This is a genomic window from Acinetobacter sp. PFS20, assembly GCF_052261015.1.
GTDB lineage: Bacteria > Pseudomonadota > Gammaproteobacteria > Pseudomonadales > Moraxellaceae > Acinetobacter.
Genome location: NZ_JBPVZE010000001.1, coordinates 977,752 through 999,842, shown reverse-complemented (window position 1 = coordinate 999,842; position 22,091 = coordinate 977,752). Strand labels below are relative to the sequence as shown.

Annotated in this window: 16 protein-coding genes and 2 tRNA genes; 4 read left to right on the top strand and 14 right to left on the bottom strand. The window is 42.1% G+C overall.

What is annotated here, in order from left to right; genetic code table 11:
• Positions 1-225 precede the first annotated feature (225 nt).
• Positions 226-1,443, top strand: a complete 1,218-nt coding sequence (locus ACS125_RS04725; protein WP_171056882.1) for a DUF445 domain-containing protein — start codon at positions 226-228, stop codon at positions 1,441-1,443.
• Between the two features lie 66 nt (positions 1,444-1,509).
• Here the strand turns inward: ACS125_RS04725 and ACS125_RS04720 are convergent, their stop codons facing one another.
• Positions 1,510-1,947, bottom strand: a complete 438-nt coding sequence (locus tag ACS125_RS04720) for a DoxX family protein (protein WP_004795325.1) — start codon at positions 1,945-1,947, stop codon at positions 1,510-1,512.
• Between the two features lie 194 nt (positions 1,948-2,141).
• Here ACS125_RS04720 and ACS125_RS04715 point away from each other — a divergent pair, with 194 nt between their 5' ends.
• Positions 2,142-2,789: a DedA family protein gene (locus tag ACS125_RS04715; protein WP_111856346.1), complete on the top strand. Its 648-nt coding sequence runs from the start codon at positions 2,142-2,144 to the stop codon at positions 2,787-2,789.
• On the opposite strand, the gene ACS125_RS04710 is transcribed toward ACS125_RS04715, so the two are convergent.
• The 5 genes from ACS125_RS04710 to ACS125_RS04690 form a co-directional block, all read right to left on the bottom strand.
• Complete coding sequence (locus ACS125_RS04710) at positions 2,790-3,380, bottom strand: LysE family translocator (protein ID WP_443270836.1); 591 nt, start codon at positions 3,378-3,380, stop codon at positions 2,790-2,792. It lies immediately after the preceding gene.
• Between the two features lie 214 nt (positions 3,381-3,594).
• The gene (locus ACS125_RS04705) at positions 3,595-3,984 is read right to left on the bottom strand and encodes a hypothetical protein (protein ID WP_443270834.1); all 390 of its coding nucleotides are present in this window, start codon (positions 3,982-3,984) and stop codon (positions 3,595-3,597) included.
• A gap of 10 nt (positions 3,985-3,994) precedes the next feature.
• A complete protein-coding gene (locus tag ACS125_RS04700) occupies positions 3,995-4,837 on the bottom strand; it encodes a ParA family protein (RefSeq protein WP_151964489.1) in 843 nt (280 codons plus the stop codon).
• Positions 4,838-4,913: 76 nt separating this feature from the next.
• Complete coding sequence (locus ACS125_RS04695; protein WP_004795332.1) at positions 4,914-5,306, bottom strand: SirB2 family protein; 393 nt, start codon at positions 5,304-5,306, stop codon at positions 4,914-4,916.
• An 11-nt stretch (positions 5,307-5,317) separates the two neighbouring features.
• Positions 5,318-5,626, bottom strand: coding sequence for a BolA family protein (locus ACS125_RS04690; RefSeq protein WP_443270831.1), 309 nt, complete (start codon positions 5,624-5,626; stop codon positions 5,318-5,320).
• Positions 5,627-5,855: 229 nt separating this feature from the next.
• Here ACS125_RS04690 and ACS125_RS04685 point away from each other — a divergent pair.
• Together ACS125_RS04685 and ACS125_RS04680 are read left to right on the top strand one after the other, a co-directional pair.
• Positions 5,856-5,931: transfer RNA gene (locus tag ACS125_RS04685), tRNA-Gly, on the top strand.
• Between the two features lie 45 nt (positions 5,932-5,976).
• Positions 5,977-6,052 (top strand) — tRNA-Gly (locus ACS125_RS04680).
• Between the two features lie 167 nt (positions 6,053-6,219).
• On the opposite strand, the gene ACS125_RS04675 is transcribed toward ACS125_RS04680, so the two are convergent.
• The 8 genes from ACS125_RS04675 to ACS125_RS04640 are packed head-to-tail and all read right to left on the bottom strand — an operon-like array spanning position 6,220 to position 21,763.
• Positions 6,220-6,981, bottom strand: coding sequence for a 4'-phosphopantetheinyl transferase family protein (locus ACS125_RS04675; protein ID WP_443270829.1), 762 nt, complete (start codon positions 6,979-6,981; stop codon positions 6,220-6,222).
• A complete protein-coding gene (locus ACS125_RS04670) occupies positions 6,981-8,834 on the bottom strand; it encodes an alpha/beta fold hydrolase (RefSeq protein WP_443270827.1) in 1,854 nt (617 codons plus the stop codon). Before ACS125_RS04670 ends, ACS125_RS04675 begins: the two co-directional genes overlap by 1 nt.
• A 54-nt stretch (positions 8,835-8,888) precedes the next feature.
• Entirely contained in the window at positions 8,889-10,163 is a 1,275-nt protein-coding gene (locus ACS125_RS04665) for a porin (protein ID WP_443270825.1), read from the bottom strand.
• Positions 10,160-13,810, bottom strand: a complete 3,651-nt coding sequence (locus ACS125_RS04660; RefSeq protein WP_443270823.1) for an outer membrane lipoprotein-sorting protein — start codon at positions 13,808-13,810, stop codon at positions 10,160-10,162. The genes ACS125_RS04665 and ACS125_RS04660 overlap by 4 nt, the downstream gene beginning before the upstream one ends.
• A gap of 24 nt (positions 13,811-13,834) precedes the next feature.
• A complete protein-coding gene (locus ACS125_RS04655) occupies positions 13,835-17,794 on the bottom strand; it encodes a non-ribosomal peptide synthetase (RefSeq protein WP_443270821.1) in 3,960 nt (1,319 codons plus the stop codon).
• On the bottom strand, positions 17,791-18,051 hold the full coding sequence (locus tag ACS125_RS04650; RefSeq protein WP_004795344.1) for an acyl carrier protein: 261 nt from the start codon (positions 18,049-18,051) through the stop codon (positions 17,791-17,793). Before ACS125_RS04650 ends, ACS125_RS04655 begins: the two co-directional genes overlap by 4 nt.
• The gene (locus tag ACS125_RS04645; RefSeq protein WP_081399718.1) at positions 18,048-19,823 is read right to left on the bottom strand and encodes an acyl-CoA dehydrogenase; all 1,776 of its coding nucleotides are present in this window, start codon (positions 19,821-19,823) and stop codon (positions 18,048-18,050) included. The genes ACS125_RS04650 and ACS125_RS04645 overlap by 4 nt, the downstream gene beginning before the upstream one ends.
• A gap of 50 nt (positions 19,824-19,873) precedes the next feature.
• Positions 19,874-21,763 carry a fatty acyl-AMP ligase gene (locus tag ACS125_RS04640; RefSeq protein WP_443270818.1) on the bottom strand — a complete coding sequence of 630 codons (1,890 nt, stop codon included), beginning with the start codon at positions 21,761-21,763 and terminating at the stop codon, positions 19,874-19,876.
• Positions 21,764-22,091 lie beyond the last annotated feature (328 nt).

Here is a 22,091-nt window from a genome sequence, read left to right as displayed (position 1 = left end):
ATCTGGATTAGTCTTAAAAACTTCATACGTATTGATAAATTCATCACATTCTATGCAACATCACCATGAATTTGATGTTAAGATGAGCCGATAAAACAGGCATTACCATGGAAAGGTAAATACCATAAGCGATATTTGTCTGTGCTTAAACAATTATCCATTTTTATGGCTTGTTGCCCCCTATCAAAATCAATAGAAATCTAAGGAACAACAATGCTTCAAACTATGATTGCAGATTTCCAGCAACATTTTTGGTTGTATATCTCTATTCCTTTTATGAGTGGTTTAATTGGCTACATCACCAAGGTGATCGCCATTCAGATGATGTTTTCGCCACTTGAGTTTAAAGGCATTAAACCATTTCTAGGTTGGCAAGGTATCGTGCCACGCAAAGCCGAGAAGATGGCAACAATTGCTGTTGAGCTCATGACAGCCAAGCTCATTAAACCTGAAGAAATTTTTGCACGCCTAGATCCGAAACGTATTGCCAAAGAAATAGAAAAACCACTGCTTGCGGCAGCTGAAGATATTACTCGTGATGTTGCGCAAGAATATCAGCCTGGGTTATGGGAAGGCATGCCAGAGTTTGCGCGTCAAAGACTTATTCGTCGTGTGCAATCAAAAGCGCCCGAGATTGTTGAACACATCATGAGTGAAGTACAACGTGATGTGAACCGATATTTTGATATTAAACATCTTGTTATTAGCAACTTGCTTAAAGACAAACGCCTACTCAACAATATTTTTAAACGAGTGGGCAAACAAGAATTTAAATTTTTTAGTAATGTCGGATTTGTATTTGGCTTCGGTATTGGTGTGATTCAGATGCTGTGCTGGATTATCACACAGGGTAAATACCCTTGGATGCTGCCAATGTTTGGCGGCTTTGTGGGCTTTTTCAGTGACTGGATTGCATTACAAATGATGTTTAGACCACTATACCCTAAGAAAATATTGGGCTATACGTGGCAAGGTTTGTTTATTAAACGTCAAAATGAAGTTGCCGCCGACTACGCAGCGTTAATTTCCAAACAGCTTTTAACTTCTCGCCATATGATGGAAGAATTATTTTCTGGTACACATTCTGCACGTGTTATTGATCTGGTTAACCGCCATGTCAAACAAGAAATTGATATGCAAGCAGGTGTGATTCGTCCACTTGTTGTTTACGCAATTGGCGGAGAAAAATATCAGGATATGAAATCGCAAGTTGCTGAACGTATCATGCAACGGCTTCCAGAGACGATGAAATACGTAGAGTCTTATGCAGAAGATGCTATGAATATTCGCAGTACTTTAATTGAACGTATGCAAAAACTAACACCATCTGAATTTGAAGGTATGTTACGCCCTGCATTTAAAGAAGATGAGTGGGCACTCATTGCAGTAGGTGCAGTACTTGGTTTTGTGGTTGGGGAATTACAAATCCAGTTCATGCTTTAATTTTACGTCCCTAGAAATAAAAAAACCGGATGAGTTGATCATCCGGTTTTTATTTTGTCTTGAATATTATTTCTCGATTGCATGATCCAAGCTAATACGTCCAGCGCCATGAAGCATCAGGAAGAATAAACCACCCGCCATTGCAAGGTTTTTCATGAAATGGATGCCATTGTTATATTGCGCCGCTGCATCAGCACCACCTTGGTGGAATAAAAATGCAGTAAGAATACTAAAGATTCCAAGTCCAAAAGCTGCAAAGCGTGCTTGGAAACCAAATAACAAGGCTAAACCACCACCAAACTCAACCAAGATAACTAAAGGAAGAATTCCAGCTGGAACCCCCATTGCTTCCATATATCCAGCAGTTGCTGCATAACCAGTAATTTTCCCCCAACCTGCAACAAGGAAGATATAGGCGATAAGAAGACGCGCAATAAGGCTAATGAAACTATCTGCGCCTGATTGCGTTACGATGTTTTTGACCACTACATTTGGATTAAACATTTTGCCACCTTTATTTAAATGCTTATTTATTGATGAGCTCATTCTAGGTTTGGGACATTGATAATTAAATACTCAAAATCCATATATATCGTTGCATAAACGAGATGATCAATTTGTATTTTTTTGATGCTTTATACTGACTTTCTATAGGCTCACTGCTAGGATTTGAACACGGTTTACCACTTGCTCTTATCATGGAACTTATTGATTTTATTCTACACGTTGATCAACATCTCGCCGAATTTATTATAAATTACGGAACGTGGATTTATGGCATTCTATTTTTAATTATTTTTGTTGAAACCGGTTTAGTGGTTATGCCGTTCTTGCCGGGAGATAGTTTGCTATTTGCAGCTGGTGCTTTAGCAGCCTCTACAGGTGCGATGGATCCATGGGTACTCGGCACTCTACTCTTCATTGCTGCCGTTTTAGGTGACACTGTAAACTACCATATTGGGCGTTTTATCGGTCCACGTGTGTTTGAAATGAATTCCCGATTCATTAATAAACAGCACTTAGTTAAAACTCAAGAATTCTTTGCTCGCCATGGCGGCAAGACGATTATTTTTGCTCGTTTCGTTCCATTTGCTCGTACCTTTGCACCTTTTGTTGCTGGGGCGGGTAGCATGAACTATAAGTTTTTCTTAACTTATAACCTGATTGGAGCATTCTGTTGGGTCGCTTCTTTTGTAACTTTAGGCTATTTATTTGGAAATATGCCAATCGTTAAAGATAACTTTACCCATCTCATTTTCGGCATCATTATCATTAGTGTTTTACCAGGCATCATCGGATTTATACGTGAAAAACTCAAAAACCGAAAAGCCAATGTTCGAGACTAATTAGAAGAAACGGAATACCACCGGAAGCATACATAAAATGAGTAACATGGCCGATCCTTTATATAAATGATCGGCTTTTATTTTTTTGATTGGACCCGTTAACAACGCTCGTCCAAAAAGCGTCCAGAAACTTGCTGCCGGAATCAGGATTAATGTAAAAACACCAAATACGATAAGAAAATTTTCAGGCGAATTCCATGCTTCAGCAGGAAAGATACCCGCTGCAAACAGCAAAGCTTTAGGATTCTTTAAGGTTGATAAGAATAATTGACGTGGTCGAATATTACGGTGACTTTGACTGAACTGTTGTAAATGGGTGTTTTTCCATAAGTGAAAAGCAAGCCAGAATACATAAAGTACACTCGTAATATGCAAAATGAGCAGTAGTGCTGGCCAAATTGGAGCAGCTAAATGAATAAATACAGCCCAAAAGCTAATACCGTAGGCATAGCCTAACCATTCCATTGGGATAAGCCAGAATGCTTTAGATAAACCTTGAGAATGAGCAGCGGTTGCAAGTAAAGCATTTGTCGGCCCCGGAATGAGCAAAACAGCCAACATTGCCAATACAAAAAACCAACTCTCAATCATAAAATTTCCACAACATCCAAGATGGGGCCACCTTAAACGAAATAGGCAAAATATAGCAAGTTTGTGAGGGCTTTTGATTATAGAAAATACAGAATTTATTAAGCTTTAAAATTTAAAATGTATTGATTTATATTAATTTTATTATGAAACATTTTGCTAAACTTTAATCATCACAATATGCCTTAATTAGCATATTGTGATGCAAAATAGGCTATTAATTGGCCTTTTTTCGAACAATAATTGGGCAATTTTTAAACTGAGCAGCCTGAACTATGGCTTCTTGCTGACCTAAAACACGTGAAAGTTCGGTATTTTTCGTTGAAGAAGATTGTCCCATATTTACAGAGATAGATGGACCGAATCCCCAACCGCCTCGTCCCCAGCCACCGCCAAGTCCAAGCCCAACACCCATACCAGTACTTTTCGGAGTTTGTACGCCATTATCGATATATTGTTGGATACGGTTATATTCACTTTGTAGCTGCTGACAGCCCAAAGATTGATATTGAGTCGGAGACACGTAAGTCGGTTTTACCGTCGTAGCACAAGCGCCGAGTAATAAAGTGGCTGCCACCAAAGGCACAATAATATATAAGCCTTTCATCATTTTTCTCTTATCGTTTTGGTTCAATTTCACCAAACAATGTCTCGTAAGCTTGAGTCAATTTATGTTCTGGTGCCAAATGAGCCAAAGGTAAATTTTTCTGATGCGATTCTTTCATTAAAACCGAAGGCGGTAACATGCTATTAAGTACAGGCAACCCTTCATCTTTCAACTGCTGAACCACTTCCCGAGGTAATTTTGCTTGAGCTTGAAATTGGTTGACAACAATTCCTTCAATTTCCAAGCGATCATTATGATCATCTTGCGTTTCGAGAACATTTTCAATCAATGTTTGTAACGCACGCTTTGAAAAGACATCACAATCGAAGGGAATTAAGACTTTATCTGCTGCAATGAGTGCCGATAAAGTAAAAAAGTTAAATGCAGGTGGTGTATCTATATAGATACGATCATATCGTCCAATTAAGTTTTGAATTGAATCACGTAATTTATAAATTTTATGTTTACTTTCAAGTGCATGCTCAAGAGCGCCTAGTGTTGGGCTAGCAGGAAGCACATCTAATTTTGCAAAGGGAGTTGAGTGTACAAAGCTGTCAATATCTTTACTTCGTGGAGCTTTTAAAATCGAACCTAATGCATTACCGATTAAACCCTTTTGTTGATTGTTTCCCAACACATCATCAAAGAAATTTTCGATATTTGGTTCTAAAATTGATTTTTCAGCAGAATAGGTTGCGTCATCCCCTAAAAGGTACTGACTAGAGTTGGCTTGAGGATCAAGATCAATGACCAATGTCCTTAAGCCATGTTTGGCACTAATTGCGGCCAAATTTACAGTAATACTTGATTTCCCTACACCGCCTTTTTGGTTAAACACCACACGAGTTAACATGTTTCCCTCTGTATATTTTTTTACTGTACGCAGTTTAACCTAGAGCTTAAGCAAAAAGGCAAAGAATGTAGAACAATTAAGCAAAAACAGGTTTCACAATTACTAAAATAATAATAGCAATAAATGCGATCGCACTAATGATTAAACCCGCCCTACGTTGTGCCAATAAAAGAGTGTCATCTTTTTTAAAGGCTTTCATCAGAGAAGATAACAAGACTAAAAATAGAATAATTTTAGCGTAAAACCACGGCTGTACCTGAAAGTCTTTCATGACCAATAAAATTGCACCCGTAATAAAAACTACGGTAAACGACAAATGTTGTAAGGCAACTAATATTTTGCGTCCCGCAGGATTTGGTTGCTCCCCTTGCACGCCTACAAACAGAGTTGAAGCGCGTAAGACAAAAACCATAAGTGCAGCAGCCACCGCAGTCATATGAATAATTTTAGTGAGTAAATGTGCATCCATGAAATTAGCCCTTAGCTTTTAGGTGCATGTGCACATTCTGGGCTAGCAGGTGCTTGACCTTGCCACTCACTTTGTAAGTAGGCATGAATTGCTAAAGCGTGAATTTGACCTGGATTCATTAAGTCTGAAGCTAAAGCATAAACTTTTTGATGACGTTGAACTAAACGTAATCCGTTAAATTCTTCACTCACTACAATCACTTTAAAATGTGACTCTTTACCTGGGAAATAACCACCATGTCCAGCCGACTCATTAATAACTTCCAAATGGCTAGGTGCAAGGGTTTGTAACCGCTCAATCAATTGTTGTTCAAGGCTCATAGCTTTTCCTTTACGATTATTCGTATATTTGAACCTAGTATACCCTGTCTACACACAAACAAAAGTTGCTCTTGTATGCTTTGACCCCAAACAAAATGTCTATTTATTCGGCAACTTAACGATAAAAATACATTTAATTGCTCATTTCTGTTTTTATTTTATGCAATCAGCATATTTATTTGCATAAAGTTGTTGACCCATGTTTCGCTTAATGTATTATAAGCGGCACGCGGGAATAGCTCAGTTGGTAGAGCATAACCTTGCCAAGGTTGGGGTCGCGAGTTCGAGTCTCGTTTCCCGCTCCAAATTGGTTTTTTTTGAGAAAGTTTTCGTAAAAACTGCTTATATATGCGGGAATAGCTCAGTTGGTAGAGCATAACCTTGCCAAGGTTGGGGTCGCGAGTTCGAGTCTCGTTTCCCGCTCCAAATTTAAAAGGCCCTAGTCGAAAGACTGGGGCTTTTTTCTTTTCATTGATTTATAATTTTTGCGGTCTATCTATTCACAGCATAATTCATTGAGAATGGTTCAGCTCAAAGCCAAATATTTTATTACTAGATTCACTTTTTTAAATCGTCAGTTATAACGATTCAATCTAGCTATATTTACAAGGCGTTGGCGTTATTCGATGCTTAGATATAAAGGGTAATAATTGAAAACAGTCCAAGTTAAAGCGCTCTAGGCTACAACTTTGTTGTAAACAGATAGAAAAGATGAAGTGAGAATCATATATATAACTTTCAAAATAATACTGTTCTGTCTTTCGAGCATCATTGGTTGAGTCGAGAAATTGTATATGCTCAGGCAACACATGAAAGTTGAGCTTCTTTAAATGACGGCTCATTCCTTCGCCAGTGCATTTAATATAGGCTTCTTTTAAGGTCCATATTTGAAAAAACCGCTGGTATACACTGAATGGATCAGTGAGTTCATTCTCTTTAATCCATTCAATTTCAATCGGTGCTAACACACTATCAACACGCATCCACTCGAACTCACGATCCACTTGTTCAATATCCACTCCTATTTCCCCTTCTTCAGTCACAGCGAGGATAATAACGTCCGCTGAGTGAGTAAGATTAAAATACACAGCCTTGCTGCCTTGTACAAAAGGCTTGCCGTTGGGATGTAATTGAATATTAACTTGATGAGGTGAGATGCCTAGCTTATCTGCCAAGACAGTCTTCACTAATACGCGAGAGATCAAGAAAAGACGAGCCGCCTTAGGATGATATTGATCATATCTCAGCCTCTCTGCCGAACTGAGAAAGCCGAGATAATGACTCAATACCAAATGATCTTGTGGTACCCGTGAAACTGGGCAGACATAAACCTGCACTTGGGCACGATCAGACATTAGGAAGCGGTAGTGCTGTTGTATTTCATCAGAACAGGCGCGAGATAGTCAGAAACCGCATCTACATGTGTAACGTGCGGATTATGGCCTGCACCAGCGATAATATGTATAGGGATATCTGAGCTTATTGTGGTAACAATTGGGTCTTTATCTCCCACAATGATTTCAACTTTAGAACTAAGTTCGTTTAACAAAGCTGTCTGAGTTGCTCGCTGCTGCGGCAAACTAATACGGTGCATATACTCACTAATATGCTTAGCTACCGACACTCGACGTAATGAATCCATCGCATAACCAACAGACGGATTTTGTTGTCCATCTGGATGTAGGTCTTTAGCAATCATATCTTTTGGCACAAAACGGAAAATCAGATTAGATATAGCTTGTATCTGAAACATTTTAGCGGCCTGCGCCTGAACAAAATAAGGTGATATGAGGATGAGGCGTGCAACTTTATCCGGATATTTCTTTGCAAGATTCAACGCAAAAAGACATCCTAACGAATGTGCAATAACAACACTATTTGGCGCTAAAAGCTTTGCAGCAGCATCAATAAATTGATGGTTGTTGTCTTCCATCATCTCATAACTGCCTGAACGCCCAAGTCCCGGCAGATCCATCATAGCGACCTGATCGTATGTGATTTTATTGATGATTGGAGACCAGCATGCACTATCAAATGGGATCCCATGTAAAAATAATGCAGATGATGTGTCAGAATTAATCGGCTGTTTAGTATAGATTTCTGTCCAATATCGATTCTGATAGCTGAAATGACTAGGTATTGGTACTTGCATACGACCAAAGCGTGTAAGCACCAAACGATCAATCCAACGAGAAAAATAAGGAGTGACATTGATCAGGTCTGCGATGCCCATTTTCGCTGCCATCGCCTCTGCCCCAGCAACATGATAGTGCTCGGTAGAAATGAAAGAGAGTTGTTCTTTAGAACCATCAAGCAATACCTCAGGTAATTTCTCTAATAGACCTTTGGGTACTTGTAAATGTGGTGTGCTGACTCCCAAATGCTCGGCAGCTAGGTGAACGAGACGATGAAATTTCGGCGTCGCAGGATCAAGCAACATATACTCCTGAGCAATAGTCTCAGGATAAGACATCGTTCGGATCAAAAAGCTCACGATATACTGCATATTGCATAGTGGCAGAAATGTGTCACGACTACCTGGCAATGCCAGTAGACGTCCCTGATAGAGCTTATCAATCATGTCAGCAATACCGATATATTGCATATCGCCATAGTTATAAAAACCATCAATGACCGTCGCTGGATTTATTGCAGTCCATGGCACATTTAAACGCTTACAGGCTTCAATGAAAGCTTGATAACCCAAAATTTTTGAAGCTTCATAGCCACCATGTTTGCAATACAACTCATCAGCCGACTCTTGTGGCGGAGTAGCCACACGATATCCACCAATCCAGATAAATCGCTCAAGCTGCTTCAATGTTGCAGCCCATTCAATTAAGGCAACTCCTGACTTAATATTGGTACGCTCAGCTTCAGCTTTGCTAATGCCCCAATTAAAGGATGCGGCAAGATGATAAATCACATGGATCTTTGCCTGAGCATCCGCTAGCAGAGAGTCCAGCTTAAAATCTCGGCTTAAATCATATTCGACAAACGAAATAGACGGATCGACCAGCCCTTCTGTTGCAATAAAACCTAACAGCTTATCTTTCTTGGTTGCAGCATTACGCAGCGCAGCAATCACCTGATGACCTTCACGCAGAAGATCAACGATCAGTCTGCTACCAATAAAACCTGCTGCACCTGTTACTAATATGGTCTTCCGTGAAAAATTATCTTTTTTTGCGTTATTTAAATTATCCATAAATCACCTTATTAGGGACTGGGCACTCCCAGCATTGTTTTGGAGCGAATTATCTTAAAAATTATATCGAACCTGGGCATACACCAGACTGTTATCTCTAAATTGTCCTAACACCGTATCATTTCTACCCCAGAAGCGATCCCCACCTACATTCAATTGCCAGTGATCATCAAGGCTGTAATTAATACGTACTCTCAACAATTCATTAGGCTCTGGTGCAAAGTAGAATCCTGTTACTTCTAATTTTAGATTATCATTCAGTAGGTTAAGTGCATAGCGCAGCATAGCTCCATACTGATCCTGCTCATATTGGTTACTGATCGTTTGCTGATAACGGTAGACTGCACTCAATACTGGATTTGTTAAGCTATCGGCAGATCTAAAGTCCTCCGTATGTTTGTATACGCCAACTAAACTTAGTGTGGAATTCTTCAATGCTAATTCTGGCCCCATGACCACGGTCAGATTATTTTTTTTGTGCGTAAGATCTGCACTACCATTCGAGTCAGTGTGGGTATATGCCGCTTCACCGCGCCATACGATATCGTTATGGTTATAACTGAAATCAAATCCATAGACGGACATAGGATTATTGTTCAGCTGCAATGTTGCCTCCCCTGTTGGAGATGCAGAAAGAATTGACAGATCGGGCATATGGTCCAAACCTGAGAAATACGATGCACCAACATCTAGACCATCTACAGAATAATCCCAGCGCATTGCAAATGCAGGACGGCTCTTCTTATCTATTTCATACTGGACACCAGAAATCTGACGCAATGGAATCACATCTGAACGACTACGCGGATACCACAACGCTGTCCATTTATTGGTTCCTGATTCAGGAATATATGTCAATTTGATTGCATCATTTCCAAGACGTTGATCTGTCTCATCTGGTACTAGGCGCGTATAGTCACGGGGTGATAGATTATCCGTTGGGTTAATCCCATCAGCTCTCCCCCAGACTACAATCTGGCGACCAACATCGACATAGACTGTCTGATCCCAGTTATAAGAGGCATACAACTCACGTAAGTTGCGATTTACCTTACTCACCTGATCTGGGTTTACAGTATGGTCCGTTTCATCTCCAATATTTATGTCGTAATGGATCTTAAACTCTGGATTAAACTTGAGCGTACCATTGGACCAGAAACTTGCTTGTCCAATGTTTTTTAATGAACTTAAATCACGATCTGATGACCACATATCAAGTCTGGCTGAGTTCTGGCTCACAAAACTAATTTCGCTGTCATCTGCATGAGCATGCTGCAGTAGCATAAAGCTACTGCAGCATGCAAATACCCAATAGGCACCTTGCGTCATTTTTCTAGACTCTGCGGTGAGAAAATCTTATCGGATAAAGTTTTTTCTGCTACAAAATCATTGACGATAACTTGTGTCATATGCTGAGTTTGCAGATTTTTCGCCATAGATTTCATGGCCTGCCATCTTGGTTTCACTTTACCGTAAGGACGGATATCCGTGAACTCAATATGCTTTAATGGCTTACCTGCTGTATCCCAAATGTCGATGGTTGCTGTAACAAAGTTGTCTTTGAGGATGCACATGCGACGTTTGCTATAACCAAAGTCACTCTTCACAGTATTATTGATTGGCGTTGCTTCAATCGTGTAGCAATCTTTACCATTAAATTTGCCATCTGCCAGTTTAGTGTACTTCCAGTCACTTAGCTTATAGCCAAGCACATCACCATAACTAAAGTCCGTACCAATAAAAGCATCGCCCTTATTCGCTGATGCCAAACGACGTACTTTTTTTAATGCAGGCAAATAGACAAACATGCTATCACTGCCTTTTGCATTCTCAATCAACAGCGTGGTGGTTCCCTGTACATCTGCTGGTGAGATGAATTCAGTCAAACGCATATTGTTCTGAGTATTTCCAGCAAGCTTAGTCATATTTTTAGTCAAACGTACACGTTGCTCGCCGCTTTTAGATGTCAGCACAAATTTAGCACTGGCACTTGAAGACAAGAACTTAGAAGCATCATCACTACGGTTAACAATGTCTTGAACCTCATCTGCATGAGATGTTTTAGGCATCGACATTGTGAGTGCCGTACCTAACAAGAGACTTGTCACAACAGTTTGTGCAACGGTAATGTTCTTCTTATTTGAGGGAAAGATAAAACGAGGTTTCAACATTAGAATCATTGTAGGTACCATAATTAAGGTTGCAAATACACTGAAAAGCATCGCAATCACAATAAACATCGCTAGCCATTGATGCACATGGAAGCCTTGCGATAAGGACAATACGCCATACCCACCAGCAACAGCAGTCGCAACAAAAAGCGAAGCCTTACCAGCAGTACTTAAAGTTTTACGAATAGCATCTTTGATATCACCACCCTCTTCACTCAAGATTTCTCGCAAGCGATAGAGGAAGTAAATGGCATAATCTGCACCGATACCAACCGCCATGGCTGAGATCAGAGAGTTTGGAATATTGAGCGGAATGTCGAGCCAGCCCATCACACCAAAGATTGCAAGAATCGAGAATAGAAGTGGTGTTAGGACAATGAGTCCAGCAGAGAACGAACGGAAAACTAAGGCAGAGATAAAGAATACGGCAAATGAAATCTGTAGAATATTCATGAGCTTGCCGTGAACCATAGTTTCAGTTAAAGCAATGGTCTGAGTCACATCACCACCAAAACTCACGACTGCTTTATCACCCAATTGACCCGCCATATATGTTTTTAGCGACTCAAGGATTTCTTTGATACGGTGATTACTACCTGTTTTTAGCAGAATCGTGATCTTGGCATAGCGCTGAGTTGTATCAATGTAAGATTCAAAATCAGTCGGCTCACCAGACATTGAATACAACAACAGATACTGAGCAACAACATCTTTGGTTGCTGGAACCTGAAATGCCTGTGGCTGATCGGCATTCATTGCCTGATTCATTCTCTTGATATAGTCCACGATAGAGATAGTTTTACCGACCTCTGGAATTGAATTCGCGAACTTCTCTGTATTATCAATCGCTTTCAGGATTTCTGGGTTTTCAATACCATCACGAACTTTGGTGTCGACCATGATGTAGAGACTGTTTGTGCCACCAAGAGACTGATTCAAGAATCTGTCGTCTTGCTGCATTGGTAGATCGCGCGAGAAGAAGTTGCGACTATCGTTATCCACCACAATACGACTCGTGCCGAGAGCAAGAAAAACGCCCAGTACTGCAATCACAGTCATTAGCATCATTCGCGGACGAACTGACAAAATGACATCACCAATGCGTTTTGGAATCCAGTCCCAGATCGGCAAACCTTTGCGTGCAACCTTAGTAACCGAAGGCGGTGGTAACATCGAGCGAAGTACAGGAATAAAAGTCATCTCAATGATCAGCGTACTGATGATCCCGATTCCTGTAAAAATACCGAATGAACGGATAGTCGGAATATTAAAGGTCAACAGAGAGAAGAATCCAGCCGCTGCAATTCCGCCAGCCAGTATCATAACTGGACCAACACGAACCATAGACTGCACCACGGCTTCGCTATTTGCAGCTTTAGGTTCCATCCCTTGGGCAATCAGACGATCAAAATCTTCATAGTATCGCTTGAGCAACTGCACGGCATGCCCTGCCGCGATGGCCAGAATCAGAATTGGTGTAGGAGAGTTAAAAATATCCATCGGCTGTTTGAACAGCCCCATCATGCCCATACCCCATGCTACAGACAGCAAAGCTGTAACTAATGGCAGAATCAGGCCTTGTTTACTGCGGAATGCTTCGAAGTGCAATAAACCAATCACCAATACGGCAATTGGGAACAAGATGTTGATACGCTTAGAGTAATCTTCGGCTTTATCTAAATAGACTGGATTACCACCAACACTGATGGTCATATCCTTAGACTGTTCAGCCGCTACGATTTTGTTGATCGGGCCCATCATCTTTTGGAAGCCTTCTGGACTTTCCTCAAGTTCAAGCAAAATAGCAGCAGTTTTCTGATCTTTAGATACGACTGAATTCATATAGATCGGATTCAGTGCCAACAGTTTTTTCAGGTGATCGACATCACTTTCGGTCACAGAACTATTCGGCAGTAGTTTCTTGGCATCAAATCCATCCGAATTGGCGGTGATCCCTTTGGCCTGACGCGCGGCCAGACTCATTAGAGTAGATCTAACCACACCCGGAGCATTATCAACTTCTTCGGTAATACGTTTGACTTTTTCTAATACTTGCGGCTGATAAATATCACCCTGCTTCGGTGTAATACCGATCACGACCATGTACTTGGAGCCGAATTTCTTTTCAATCAGCTTGGTGGAGGTGATATAAGGATGACCTTTGGGGGCAAGCGCATCTGGATCAATAATAATTTTTACGCCAGATGCGAGATATGCCAAGGCAAGCGTTAAAAGCATCACCACAGTTAGTACAATACGGCGATGTCTGAGAATCCAACGCGCGTATTGTTCCATCACCTGATGAGTCTTGCGGCGTGGTTTACTGGTCTCGATAGTTGGTTTATTTTCATTGCCAACCGACTCATAGGCTTCACCCTTCTGAGCCAATGCCTCAAGATTAGCAACATCTTTTTTAAACTGAGCGAGTACCATCTTTTTTAGCAGTGCTGGGGGCAATACACCAAAAAAGCTGCCTGGCTCTGCCTCAAACACCCATTCAATCCAGGTGCCTTCTGCATGTGGTTTGAAACGGTAAGTTCCAGTGTAGTGAAAGGGTCCTTCCACTACTTTAAACGCATACAATTCATTCGGTACTAGATGTGTAATTTCACCTTTAAAGGACATCTCACGACCAATAAAGCTAAAACCGATTTCATACTTGCTGCCCACACGTGGAGTATTGTCTAGCAGTTCAGAATGCTTACACGACAATTGCCAACCTGCATCATTGGCCGGGTTTGCAAGATAGTTAAAAACCTTGTCAATCTCGGCCGGTATGAGGAAAGCATGTTCTATGGTCACCATAGTGGTTCTACCTTCTTGTATTTCTTATGCGGGAATTGGATACATCTGATCAATTGTCTGGGCAACAGCCACGACATTCTCAGCGTACATAATTGATGAATGATCACCAGGCAGATCCACCTGTGTAAACGTGTCTTTGACCAGTTGGTCCCAACCTAGACTTTCGCCAAAATCTTCCAGCTCATCTTTAGCCTTAACTAAGAGGATCGGAAAATCTTCAGGCTCTGGGAAATAGGTCTGGAGTGCAATGCCATTCGCCAAATAGGTATCAAAGTAAAGTCGGAAATCTGATGGGTTTGCATCTAGAGGCAAGACATTGATGGCCTTGGCTTCTTTAAGCACATGATCAAACATGTGATCTGGACTCAATTCACGCAAGTATTGCGCTGGGATCGTCAACTTTTTGCCGTAAGGCGCAGCCAAATCACGGGCAAACCAAGACAAAAGCATCGCATCATCAGCATCTTCAGGCACATTCTCTGGAATTGGAGCACGGGTATCGATCATGACAATACCTGTGACCTGCTGCCCCATTTGACGCAGCTGATGACTGATCTCGTATGCGATTGCACCGCCAAAGCACCACCCACCGAGGAAATAAGGTCCCTCAGGCTGCATCTTTTGCATTTCAGCAATATAGAGCGTTGCCATATCTTCGATTGCCACTTCCGCAGCATCTGCTTCAATCAGTCCAGGAGACTGAATAGCACGCAAGGTACGTTTCGGATTGAGATGGCGCGAAAGTTCCATATAACAGAAGGTGCTACCACCAATTGGATGGAACAGCCACAATGGTTGCTCGTAAGTTCCACGGCGCAGTTCAATTACAATGGAAGGCTTAATTTCTTTATTTTCACGAATGATCTCACCCAAACTCTCCACAGTGGAATATTGGGCCAGCAAAGCAACTGATAGTTCGGTGCCAAATGCTTTTTTGAGGTGATTAACAAGCTTCACAGCAAGTAACGAATGTCCACCCAAGTCAAAGAAGTCATCATGTATACCAACCCGTTTAACCGATAAAATCTGCTCAAAAGTAGTACAGAGTTCAATTTCAATCGGATCACGTGGTGCAACATAATCGTTACTTTGTTCAAACACAGGCTCAGGAAACGCTTTACGATCCACCTTATTGTTGGCCGTCATTGGAAATTCATCCAACGTCATAAACGTATTTGGTACCATGTAAGCTGGTAGATGAATTTGCATCGTCTTTTTCAAACTAGCAATATCAATCTCATGTCCAATTAAATAAGCCACCAGTTTTTGATCGTTGCTGGCTGTACTCTTAACCAGTACAACTGCATCGGTGATACCGTCGATCTGCTTGATAACATTCTCGATTTCGCCTAGTTCAATACGGAATCCACGAATCTTGACTTGGAAATCTAGACGTCCATGATGAGTCAAGCGTCCATCTGTACGCAGACAGACTTTATCTCCGGTACGATAGAGTCGACCAGCATTTGGTAGAGATGGCAAATTTCTAAATTGAGCATCTGTCAGTTCAGGTCGATGCCAGTAATCAACTGCTAGACCATCACCCCCAATCCAAAGCTCTCCCATGACGCCCGGTGGGACTAAACGTTGCTGTTCATCAAGCACATAAAGCTGGGTGTTCGCTAGTGGTTCGCCTAAATCAATACACTTTGCATCGGTGATACGAGCTGCACTAGACCACACTGTAGTTTCGGTCGGTCCATAGACATTCCAGAGACAGCCGACCTTACCCAGCAGTTTTTCTGCAAGAATAGTATCTAGTGCTTCACCTCCACAGAGTGCAGTCAACCCTGTATTGCCGCTCCACTCGCTATCTAAGAGCATTTTCCAAGAAGCCGGTGTTGCCTGCAAAATATTGATAGACTTTGTATTTAGATAATCCACCAATTGATTGCCGTCTTGTGATACTTCACGTGGACAAACATGCACTACACCGCCGTACATCAACGGAATCAGCAACTCAAGAATCGAGATATCAAATGCATAAGTGGTGATTGCTAACAACTGAGTTTCAGTCGTTACTTGCAATCTATCATTCATAGATAGCAAGAAATTGATGATTGAAGGATGCCCAATACGCACACCTTTAGGCTTACCTGTCGAGCCTGAGGTGTACATCACATAAGCGGTTTCACCAAAGGCCAGCGTCTCGCGCACTTGCTCCAGTGGTACAACGCCAGCTTGATTGATATCTAAACGCGGCACAGAAACGTTAAGAGCATCCATCAACTCGGTTTGAGTTAAGATGACTTTAGGTTCAGCATCTTCGATGATGTTATGTAGACGTTCACTTGGGAAATTAGGATCTAGCGGGACATAAGCTGCTCCTGCCGCCCAGATCCCGAGGATTGCTGCTGGCAATAAAGCTGTGCGATCTAACATCAGACCTACACGATCACCACGAATAACGCCATGCGCACGCAAATATTCAGCAATACCAGCGATATGTTGACCTAACTCACGATAGCTAACTGCATGATCCTTCGAGGTCAAAGCATGATTGTCACCACGCTCATCAATCTGCTTTAGAATCATTGCCAGTAGATCATGTTGAGGATAATCAGTAACCTGTCCACGTAGGGTGTCGAACTGAATGCCATTTTTATAATCAGGCGCAATATCTAACTCAACGATCTTACGTTCAGGATGAGCCACCATCTCTGATAGTACAGATTGCAGCAGTTGCACCATATTCTCGGCAGACTGTGCAGAAAATAACTCGGAGTTATATTTCAGTACACCAACTAGTTCGCCTTGATATTCACCGCCCATTTCCAGCGTAAGATCTAATTGACCTTCTTGCTGGCGAACTGGAAAACTACCTAAGGTCAGGTCTTGGCCGACCAAAGTCGCTGGGGTCTGGATTGGCAGGAGTAGTTCTTTAAACTCATCCATGCCACCTAGACGTTCCCAGAACATTCCCACCTGAGCTAATGGGTTAATACTGCCATCACGCTTTGGTGAAACAGCTTCAACTACTCTGGAAAAGGCAACTTTTTGATGCTTGAGGCTCTGTCTTAATTGTTCCTGAACCTGCTGTGTAAATTGACGTAAAGTCTGGTCAGCATCAATGTCCATGTGAATAGCAATCGTATTGACAAACTGCCCCAGCGCATTGCGCAACGAGCGCTCAAGTCGACCAGCTACAGGTGTAGCAATAACGAGTTCATTTTCATTTGATAGCTTGTGTAGCAGGATATAGAAGCCAGATAGTACGAGTCCAAACAGCGTGATCTCATAATCTTTCGCTAAGTTCACAAGACCAGACGACACTGTCTCAGGCACACGGAACACCAATGAGCTACCTTTGTGTTGCTGCACAGCCGGACGAGGATAATCAAGCGGAATGCTATGTACGTGTGGTGCATGTTGTAACGCATTTTTCCAGAAAAGTAGACTCTCATCAGCATCGTCAATCGCAGTACTCTGCTGCTTATCAGCATACTGTGCGAACTCGATTCCATTCACTGTATCCGACTCTGTAACTAGTCCAAAACGTTTGCCGACATCACGCAGTAAGAGACCAATCGACCAGAAGTCCATGAGGGCATGATGAATCACGACTGCAATCACATAGTGATTTTCACCACGTTCATAACAATGAATACGCCACAGCGGTGGCTGAGTCAGATCAAACGGCTGTTTAGTATCCTGCTCGACCAAATGTGTCAAATCAGATGCATCAACATGGCGAGCATCAGAGAAGACGATATTAGGATAGATTCGATCCCAGATAAGTTGCTCAATACCCTGATCATTGGCAGGCATACTTACACGTAGCAGCGGATAATCATGCATTACCGCTTCTAGAATCTCCATCGGCTTATTGCCTAATGGTTGGTTGACCTTCACATCAAAGGCCACCACCATATTGTAGGCACTGCAGGTCGACTCAAGGCGCTGGATATACCAGATGCCGAGCTGTTCTGCAGAAATCGCATGACGTGACAGAACTTCTGGTTCTAGTCGTACAAGGTTATTCACGAAGCAACTCCCTGTTGCAACTCAGAAACAAGATATTCAGCCAACGCATTAATTGTCGGGTAATCCCATAGTAGTGTCGGTTCAAGCTCTAGTTTTGTCAGATCTTCTAAATCCCCAGACACAGACAAAGCAACGATCGAATCAAGACCGTAACTGGTAAATTTTTGATCTGGATTAATCGTCTCAGGCTCTACGCGCATTTCTTTGGCTACTAGCGTACGAATAATTGCGCTCCAGTAAGCTTTATCTTTATTCATGGGGTAATCTCCTCTTTAACCGGTTTGGCATCACGTGGTGCCAATGCAAAATCGATGACAGATAACATATGGTTGGTTGAAATTCGGTCTAGCAGATCTGCCAATGTGCTTTCACGTAGTGATGTCATTGGAGGGGATGCCTGCCCTTCAGCAGCATTTAGGAAAATGATCAGCCACGCACCATCCTGTAAAGCAGGTCTTAAGCCATGACGGTTAAATATCCAAAAACCCAGCACAGCAATGCGAGAAAATAACTCAGCATAGTCACGGGCCAAGCTGAAACGTAATGTTTCAAACTCTTTGGCCGCTTCTGAATTTGAGAAATAATCCTGAATTTTTTGATCTAGCGTGTGCTGCTCGATAAGAAGTTGATCAGCACGTTCACGTAGCGGGGACAGAATCTCAGCAGTCAGTCCCTCTGTAACGTCCGCATCGTTAAGCATCCCGATGATCGTTCCCAGTGACTCCATCACCAAGTCACCATCGCGGTTGAAAATCTCAAGCTCACGAAAATCAATAGCATCCGTCTTCACCTGTAAGTCATATAACTGGTGATAGCGTGCTTTAGCTTCGGCTTGGTCGAGATGGTTTACTTTTTTGCTACGGCCTTTATTGGCAGATTTGAGCTGAAAACTCAGGCTGTCTAGACAGACGGTGCTACTGCCGTCAAACACGCTAACAATCAGATGATCTCTGAAAGCTTTCTGATACATTCCATCCGCATATGCATTTCTTAAGAAAAAACGTGACCCAAGCACTGAGGAAGTGATCTTAGCGAGTGACTCTACATACTCAGGCACCAGTACCTTAATGATCGGTGACCATGTGCTGAACTGATTGATACAAACATGTAACCCACGCGCACCAACGAGTGACAACACCTCAGCCGCCAATAGATAGGCATAGGCTGTAGCCAGTTGCTCACGCACCAGCGGAATACTTATTACTTTTTTGTTATATAACTCACGCTCAATAGCAAACTCAGTCGCAATGCGCAGCATCGTATCGCCCGCACCCAAAGAGAAGCTGCTGCAATATGCACGCGTCACCTGTAGCGTCTTGAGTCCAAGCTCTAAGCCCTGACCTTCTTCACCAATCAGAGCATCTTTGTGAATTTCAGCATTGTTAAAGCCAATACCACTGATATCTAATCCGCGCATACCCACTGTTGGCAGGCGGTTCAGGCTATAAGTTCCCTTAGAAACCATATGACGCTTATCAAGCCAGAATGCACTCAGGCTACGTGGTCCGCGGTCATCCGACGTTTTAGCAATCAGACTTAAAGAATCGCCTAGAGTAGCGCGATTGATTGACCATTTTTCACCATTCAAAACGTACTTGCTTTCAGTAGCTTGTGCAGTTACTTCACTAGATAACAGGTCAGCTCCGTGCGCTTTCTCACTATAAGCCAGCGCTGGTGCAGCACCACTCAAAATTCGACTAGCAATGTTTTGGCATTGGTTCGCATTACCGCCGATCCATACGATCACAGACCAAGCATTCGTGCTATAGGTCGAGTTGATGGTTAGATCACGTCGTGCCAGCACACGATGCAGATATAGCAACTCTTCACCAATTTCCATACGACCTCCAAGCTCTGAGGGCACATAAAAACGGTTCATGCCGACGGCATTCAGAAAATCAACAGCACGCTGAGGGTATTGCTCCTTCTCATCACGCTCAATGGCAGCGGACCAAGAAAAATCGTTGTTAGTATCATGTACGGAGCCTAAAATTTGCTCCAGACGAGCAGCAGATTGAAACTGCCGCAAATTAGATGTAAGTGACATGAGTTTTTGCTCAAATGATTAAAGGGTAAGGATTAAAACAAAGCACTTTTCAATCGATTAAAAATAAGCGCGCGCACTTCTCGTTCCTTGACCATTGAGTTGAGTAGATTGGAGCTATAACGAATCAGTTGCCCCCTCTGCTCACGATCACGGATGATGTCTAAGCCATTTTTGACATAGTTTCGAGCCATCACCGTTCTACGGTTTGGATGGGTTAAACAGATCAGTTGACCGCGCTCGATCTGCTCTTTAATTTTTCTTCTTCTAATTTTTCCGCTAGTGGTCTTGTTTATCCGACCTTGATGCAGCAAATAAACACCTTCTACAGGCAAACCGATATCAGCCGCGACTTGTTCTTTAACCTGAGTTCTGATGGTTTCAAAATTAAGTGTCTTGTTTATCGACTTCTTTTTGATCTCAAGCACAACCGTGACACCGTCAGAATTATCGAAATTCACTGCTGCGACACAGCCTTTACGGACAGCAGGATGTGCCGTTTCAACAGAACACTCGATATCTTGTGGATAATAGTTTTTGCCACGGATGATGATCACATCCTTAAGGCGACCAGTCACATACAGGTCTCCGTTTTTAACAAAGCCCATATCACCAGTTCTCAAGTAGTGCACTTGACTAGGCTTATCTGCCTTATCGAGGATGGTTGCAGCAAAGGTTTCCTGATTGACCTCTGGCTTCTGCCAGTAACCCGCAGTGACACTCTCACCTGCTAACCAGATTTCACCGACTTCATCAGCCCCTACCTCTTTGCGGGTATGTGGATTAACAATACGACAATCAATGTGTGCTGAAATCTTGCCACAGCTTACTATTTGCACAGCGGTCTGATCTTGACTGGTCTGCACCGAATTGGCATTCAACTTTTCACGATCAATTGAAATAGCATTGAGTGGACCAGTCACACCACTGACTAAGAGCGTAACTTCTGCCAAGCCATAGCACGGCAAGAAAGTATCCATTCTCAATTTCGACTGAGTATTGAACTTCTCCATGAAGCTTTGCATAACATGAGCTTTGATTGGCTCGGCACCGTTAAACATCACACGCACACGGCTCAGATCAAGCGTAGCTGCGTCCTCATCCGAGATGCGATGCAGACACAATTCATAGGCAAAGTTTGGTCCGCCACTAATCGTGACACCTTTTTCGCTAATGAATTGCAGCCACTTAAGTGGTTTACGAATAAAATCCAGCGGTGACATTACATAGCAGGTCAGACCTACATACACGGTCTGCAAAACTGAGCCGATCAATCCCATGTCATGATAAACAGGTAGCCATGTAAGACCGATATCATCCGCTTGTGTGCCAAAAGCTTCAGCAATCATGACTTCATTTGCCATGATGTTTTTATGGGTGACGATTACCCCTTTAGGCCAACCAGTTGACCCTGAAGTGTATTGAAGGAAGCAGATATCGTCTTCAGCAATATGTGGAAAATCCTTGTCCACTAAATCACGTTGCAATTGGGCATCAACAGCATGCAATATTAAACTTTCGTTTTGGGCTTTTAATGTGATAAGACCCGATAGCTCAAGAATCTTTTTGGTTGTGAGTACTATCTTTGGCTCACAGTCATTCATAATATTCAAAATATTAGAAAAACCATTGCGGTTAAAAGGCAAGCTGACAGGTACTGCGATAATTTTAGCTTTTAAACAGGCAAAGAACGATACGATAAAGTCCAATCCAGGCTCAAACAGCAACACGGCGCGATCACCGCTATCTACAAGATTCATTAAGATTTGGGCCTGACGTTGAACTTGCTCGTTCAGCTCTGCATACGTCAGAGATTGAATTCCACCGGATTGGCGCCCTAAATACTCGAAAGCAATCCTAGCTCCATTTGAATTTGCGTGGGATTCCAAAGTTGCAAGGATATTATCCGTACCCATTACAGCCATAACTTACTCCGATTAATTATAATTCACCCTTTAAACTCGCTAATTCAGAAATGACACTTCTAGCTGGGGCTTTTAATAAAAAATGAATATACTTTTTGTTTAAAATATAAATTCACATTATATTTTATGTGCGAGTGTTTTTTATTACACCTGTAAGGTTTTACAGGTTGGCCTGTTTTTATTAAGAATTAAGAAATTGGATATCTTTCATAAATTAATTTTTATTCAGTTCAATATAGTGAAGGCTGGCAATTAAATTAAACCTCTAACTCAATTTTTGCCCTTATTTCGTTAATATTTAATAATGTTTCTCAAGGTTTTTAGCATG

Excerpts from the sequence above, each read along its gene's own strand:
- ACS125_RS04660 (WP_443270823.1), bottom strand. The coding sequence starts at position 13,810 with ATGGTGACCATAGAACATGCTTTCCTCATACCGGCCGAGATTGACAAG.
- ACS125_RS04700 (WP_151964489.1), bottom strand. The coding sequence starts at position 4,837 with ATGTTAACTCGTGTGGTGTTTAACCAAAAAGGCGGTGTAGGGAAATCA.
- ACS125_RS04720 (WP_004795325.1), bottom strand. The coding sequence starts at position 1,947 with ATGTTTAATCCAAATGTAGTGGTCAAAAACATCGTAACGCAATCAGGC.
- ACS125_RS04725 (WP_171056882.1), top strand. The coding sequence starts at position 226 with ATGATTGCAGATTTCCAGCAACATTTTTGGTTGTATATCTCTATTCCT.
- ACS125_RS04690 (WP_443270831.1), bottom strand. The coding sequence starts at position 5,626 with ATGAGCCTTGAACAACAATTGATTGAGCGGTTACAAACCCTTGCACCT.
- ACS125_RS04665 (WP_443270825.1), bottom strand. The coding sequence starts at position 10,163 with ATGACGCAAGGTGCCTATTGGGTATTTGCATGCTGCAGTAGCTTTATG.
- ACS125_RS04670 (WP_443270827.1), bottom strand. The coding sequence starts at position 8,834 with ATGGATAATTTAAATAACGCAAAAAAAGATAATTTTTCACGGAAGACC.
- ACS125_RS04675 (WP_443270829.1), bottom strand. The coding sequence starts at position 6,981 with ATGTCTGATCGTGCCCAAGTGCAGGTTTATGTCTGCCCAGTTTCACGG.
- ACS125_RS04710 (WP_443270836.1), bottom strand. The coding sequence starts at position 3,380 with ATGATTGAGAGTTGGTTTTTTGTATTGGCAATGTTGGCTGTTTTGCTC.
- ACS125_RS04650 (WP_004795344.1), bottom strand. The coding sequence starts at position 18,051 with ATGAATAAAGATAAAGCTTACTGGAGCGCAATTATTCGTACGCTAGTA.
- ACS125_RS04640 (WP_443270818.1), bottom strand. The coding sequence starts at position 21,763 with ATGGCTGTAATGGGTACGGATAATATCCTTGCAACTTTGGAATCCCAC.
- ACS125_RS04715 (WP_111856346.1), top strand. The coding sequence starts at position 2,142 with ATGGAACTTATTGATTTTATTCTACACGTTGATCAACATCTCGCCGAA.
- ACS125_RS04695 (WP_004795332.1), bottom strand. The coding sequence starts at position 5,306 with ATGGATGCACATTTACTCACTAAAATTATTCATATGACTGCGGTGGCT.
- ACS125_RS04705 (WP_443270834.1), bottom strand. The coding sequence starts at position 3,984 with ATGAAAGGCTTATATATTATTGTGCCTTTGGTGGCAGCCACTTTATTA.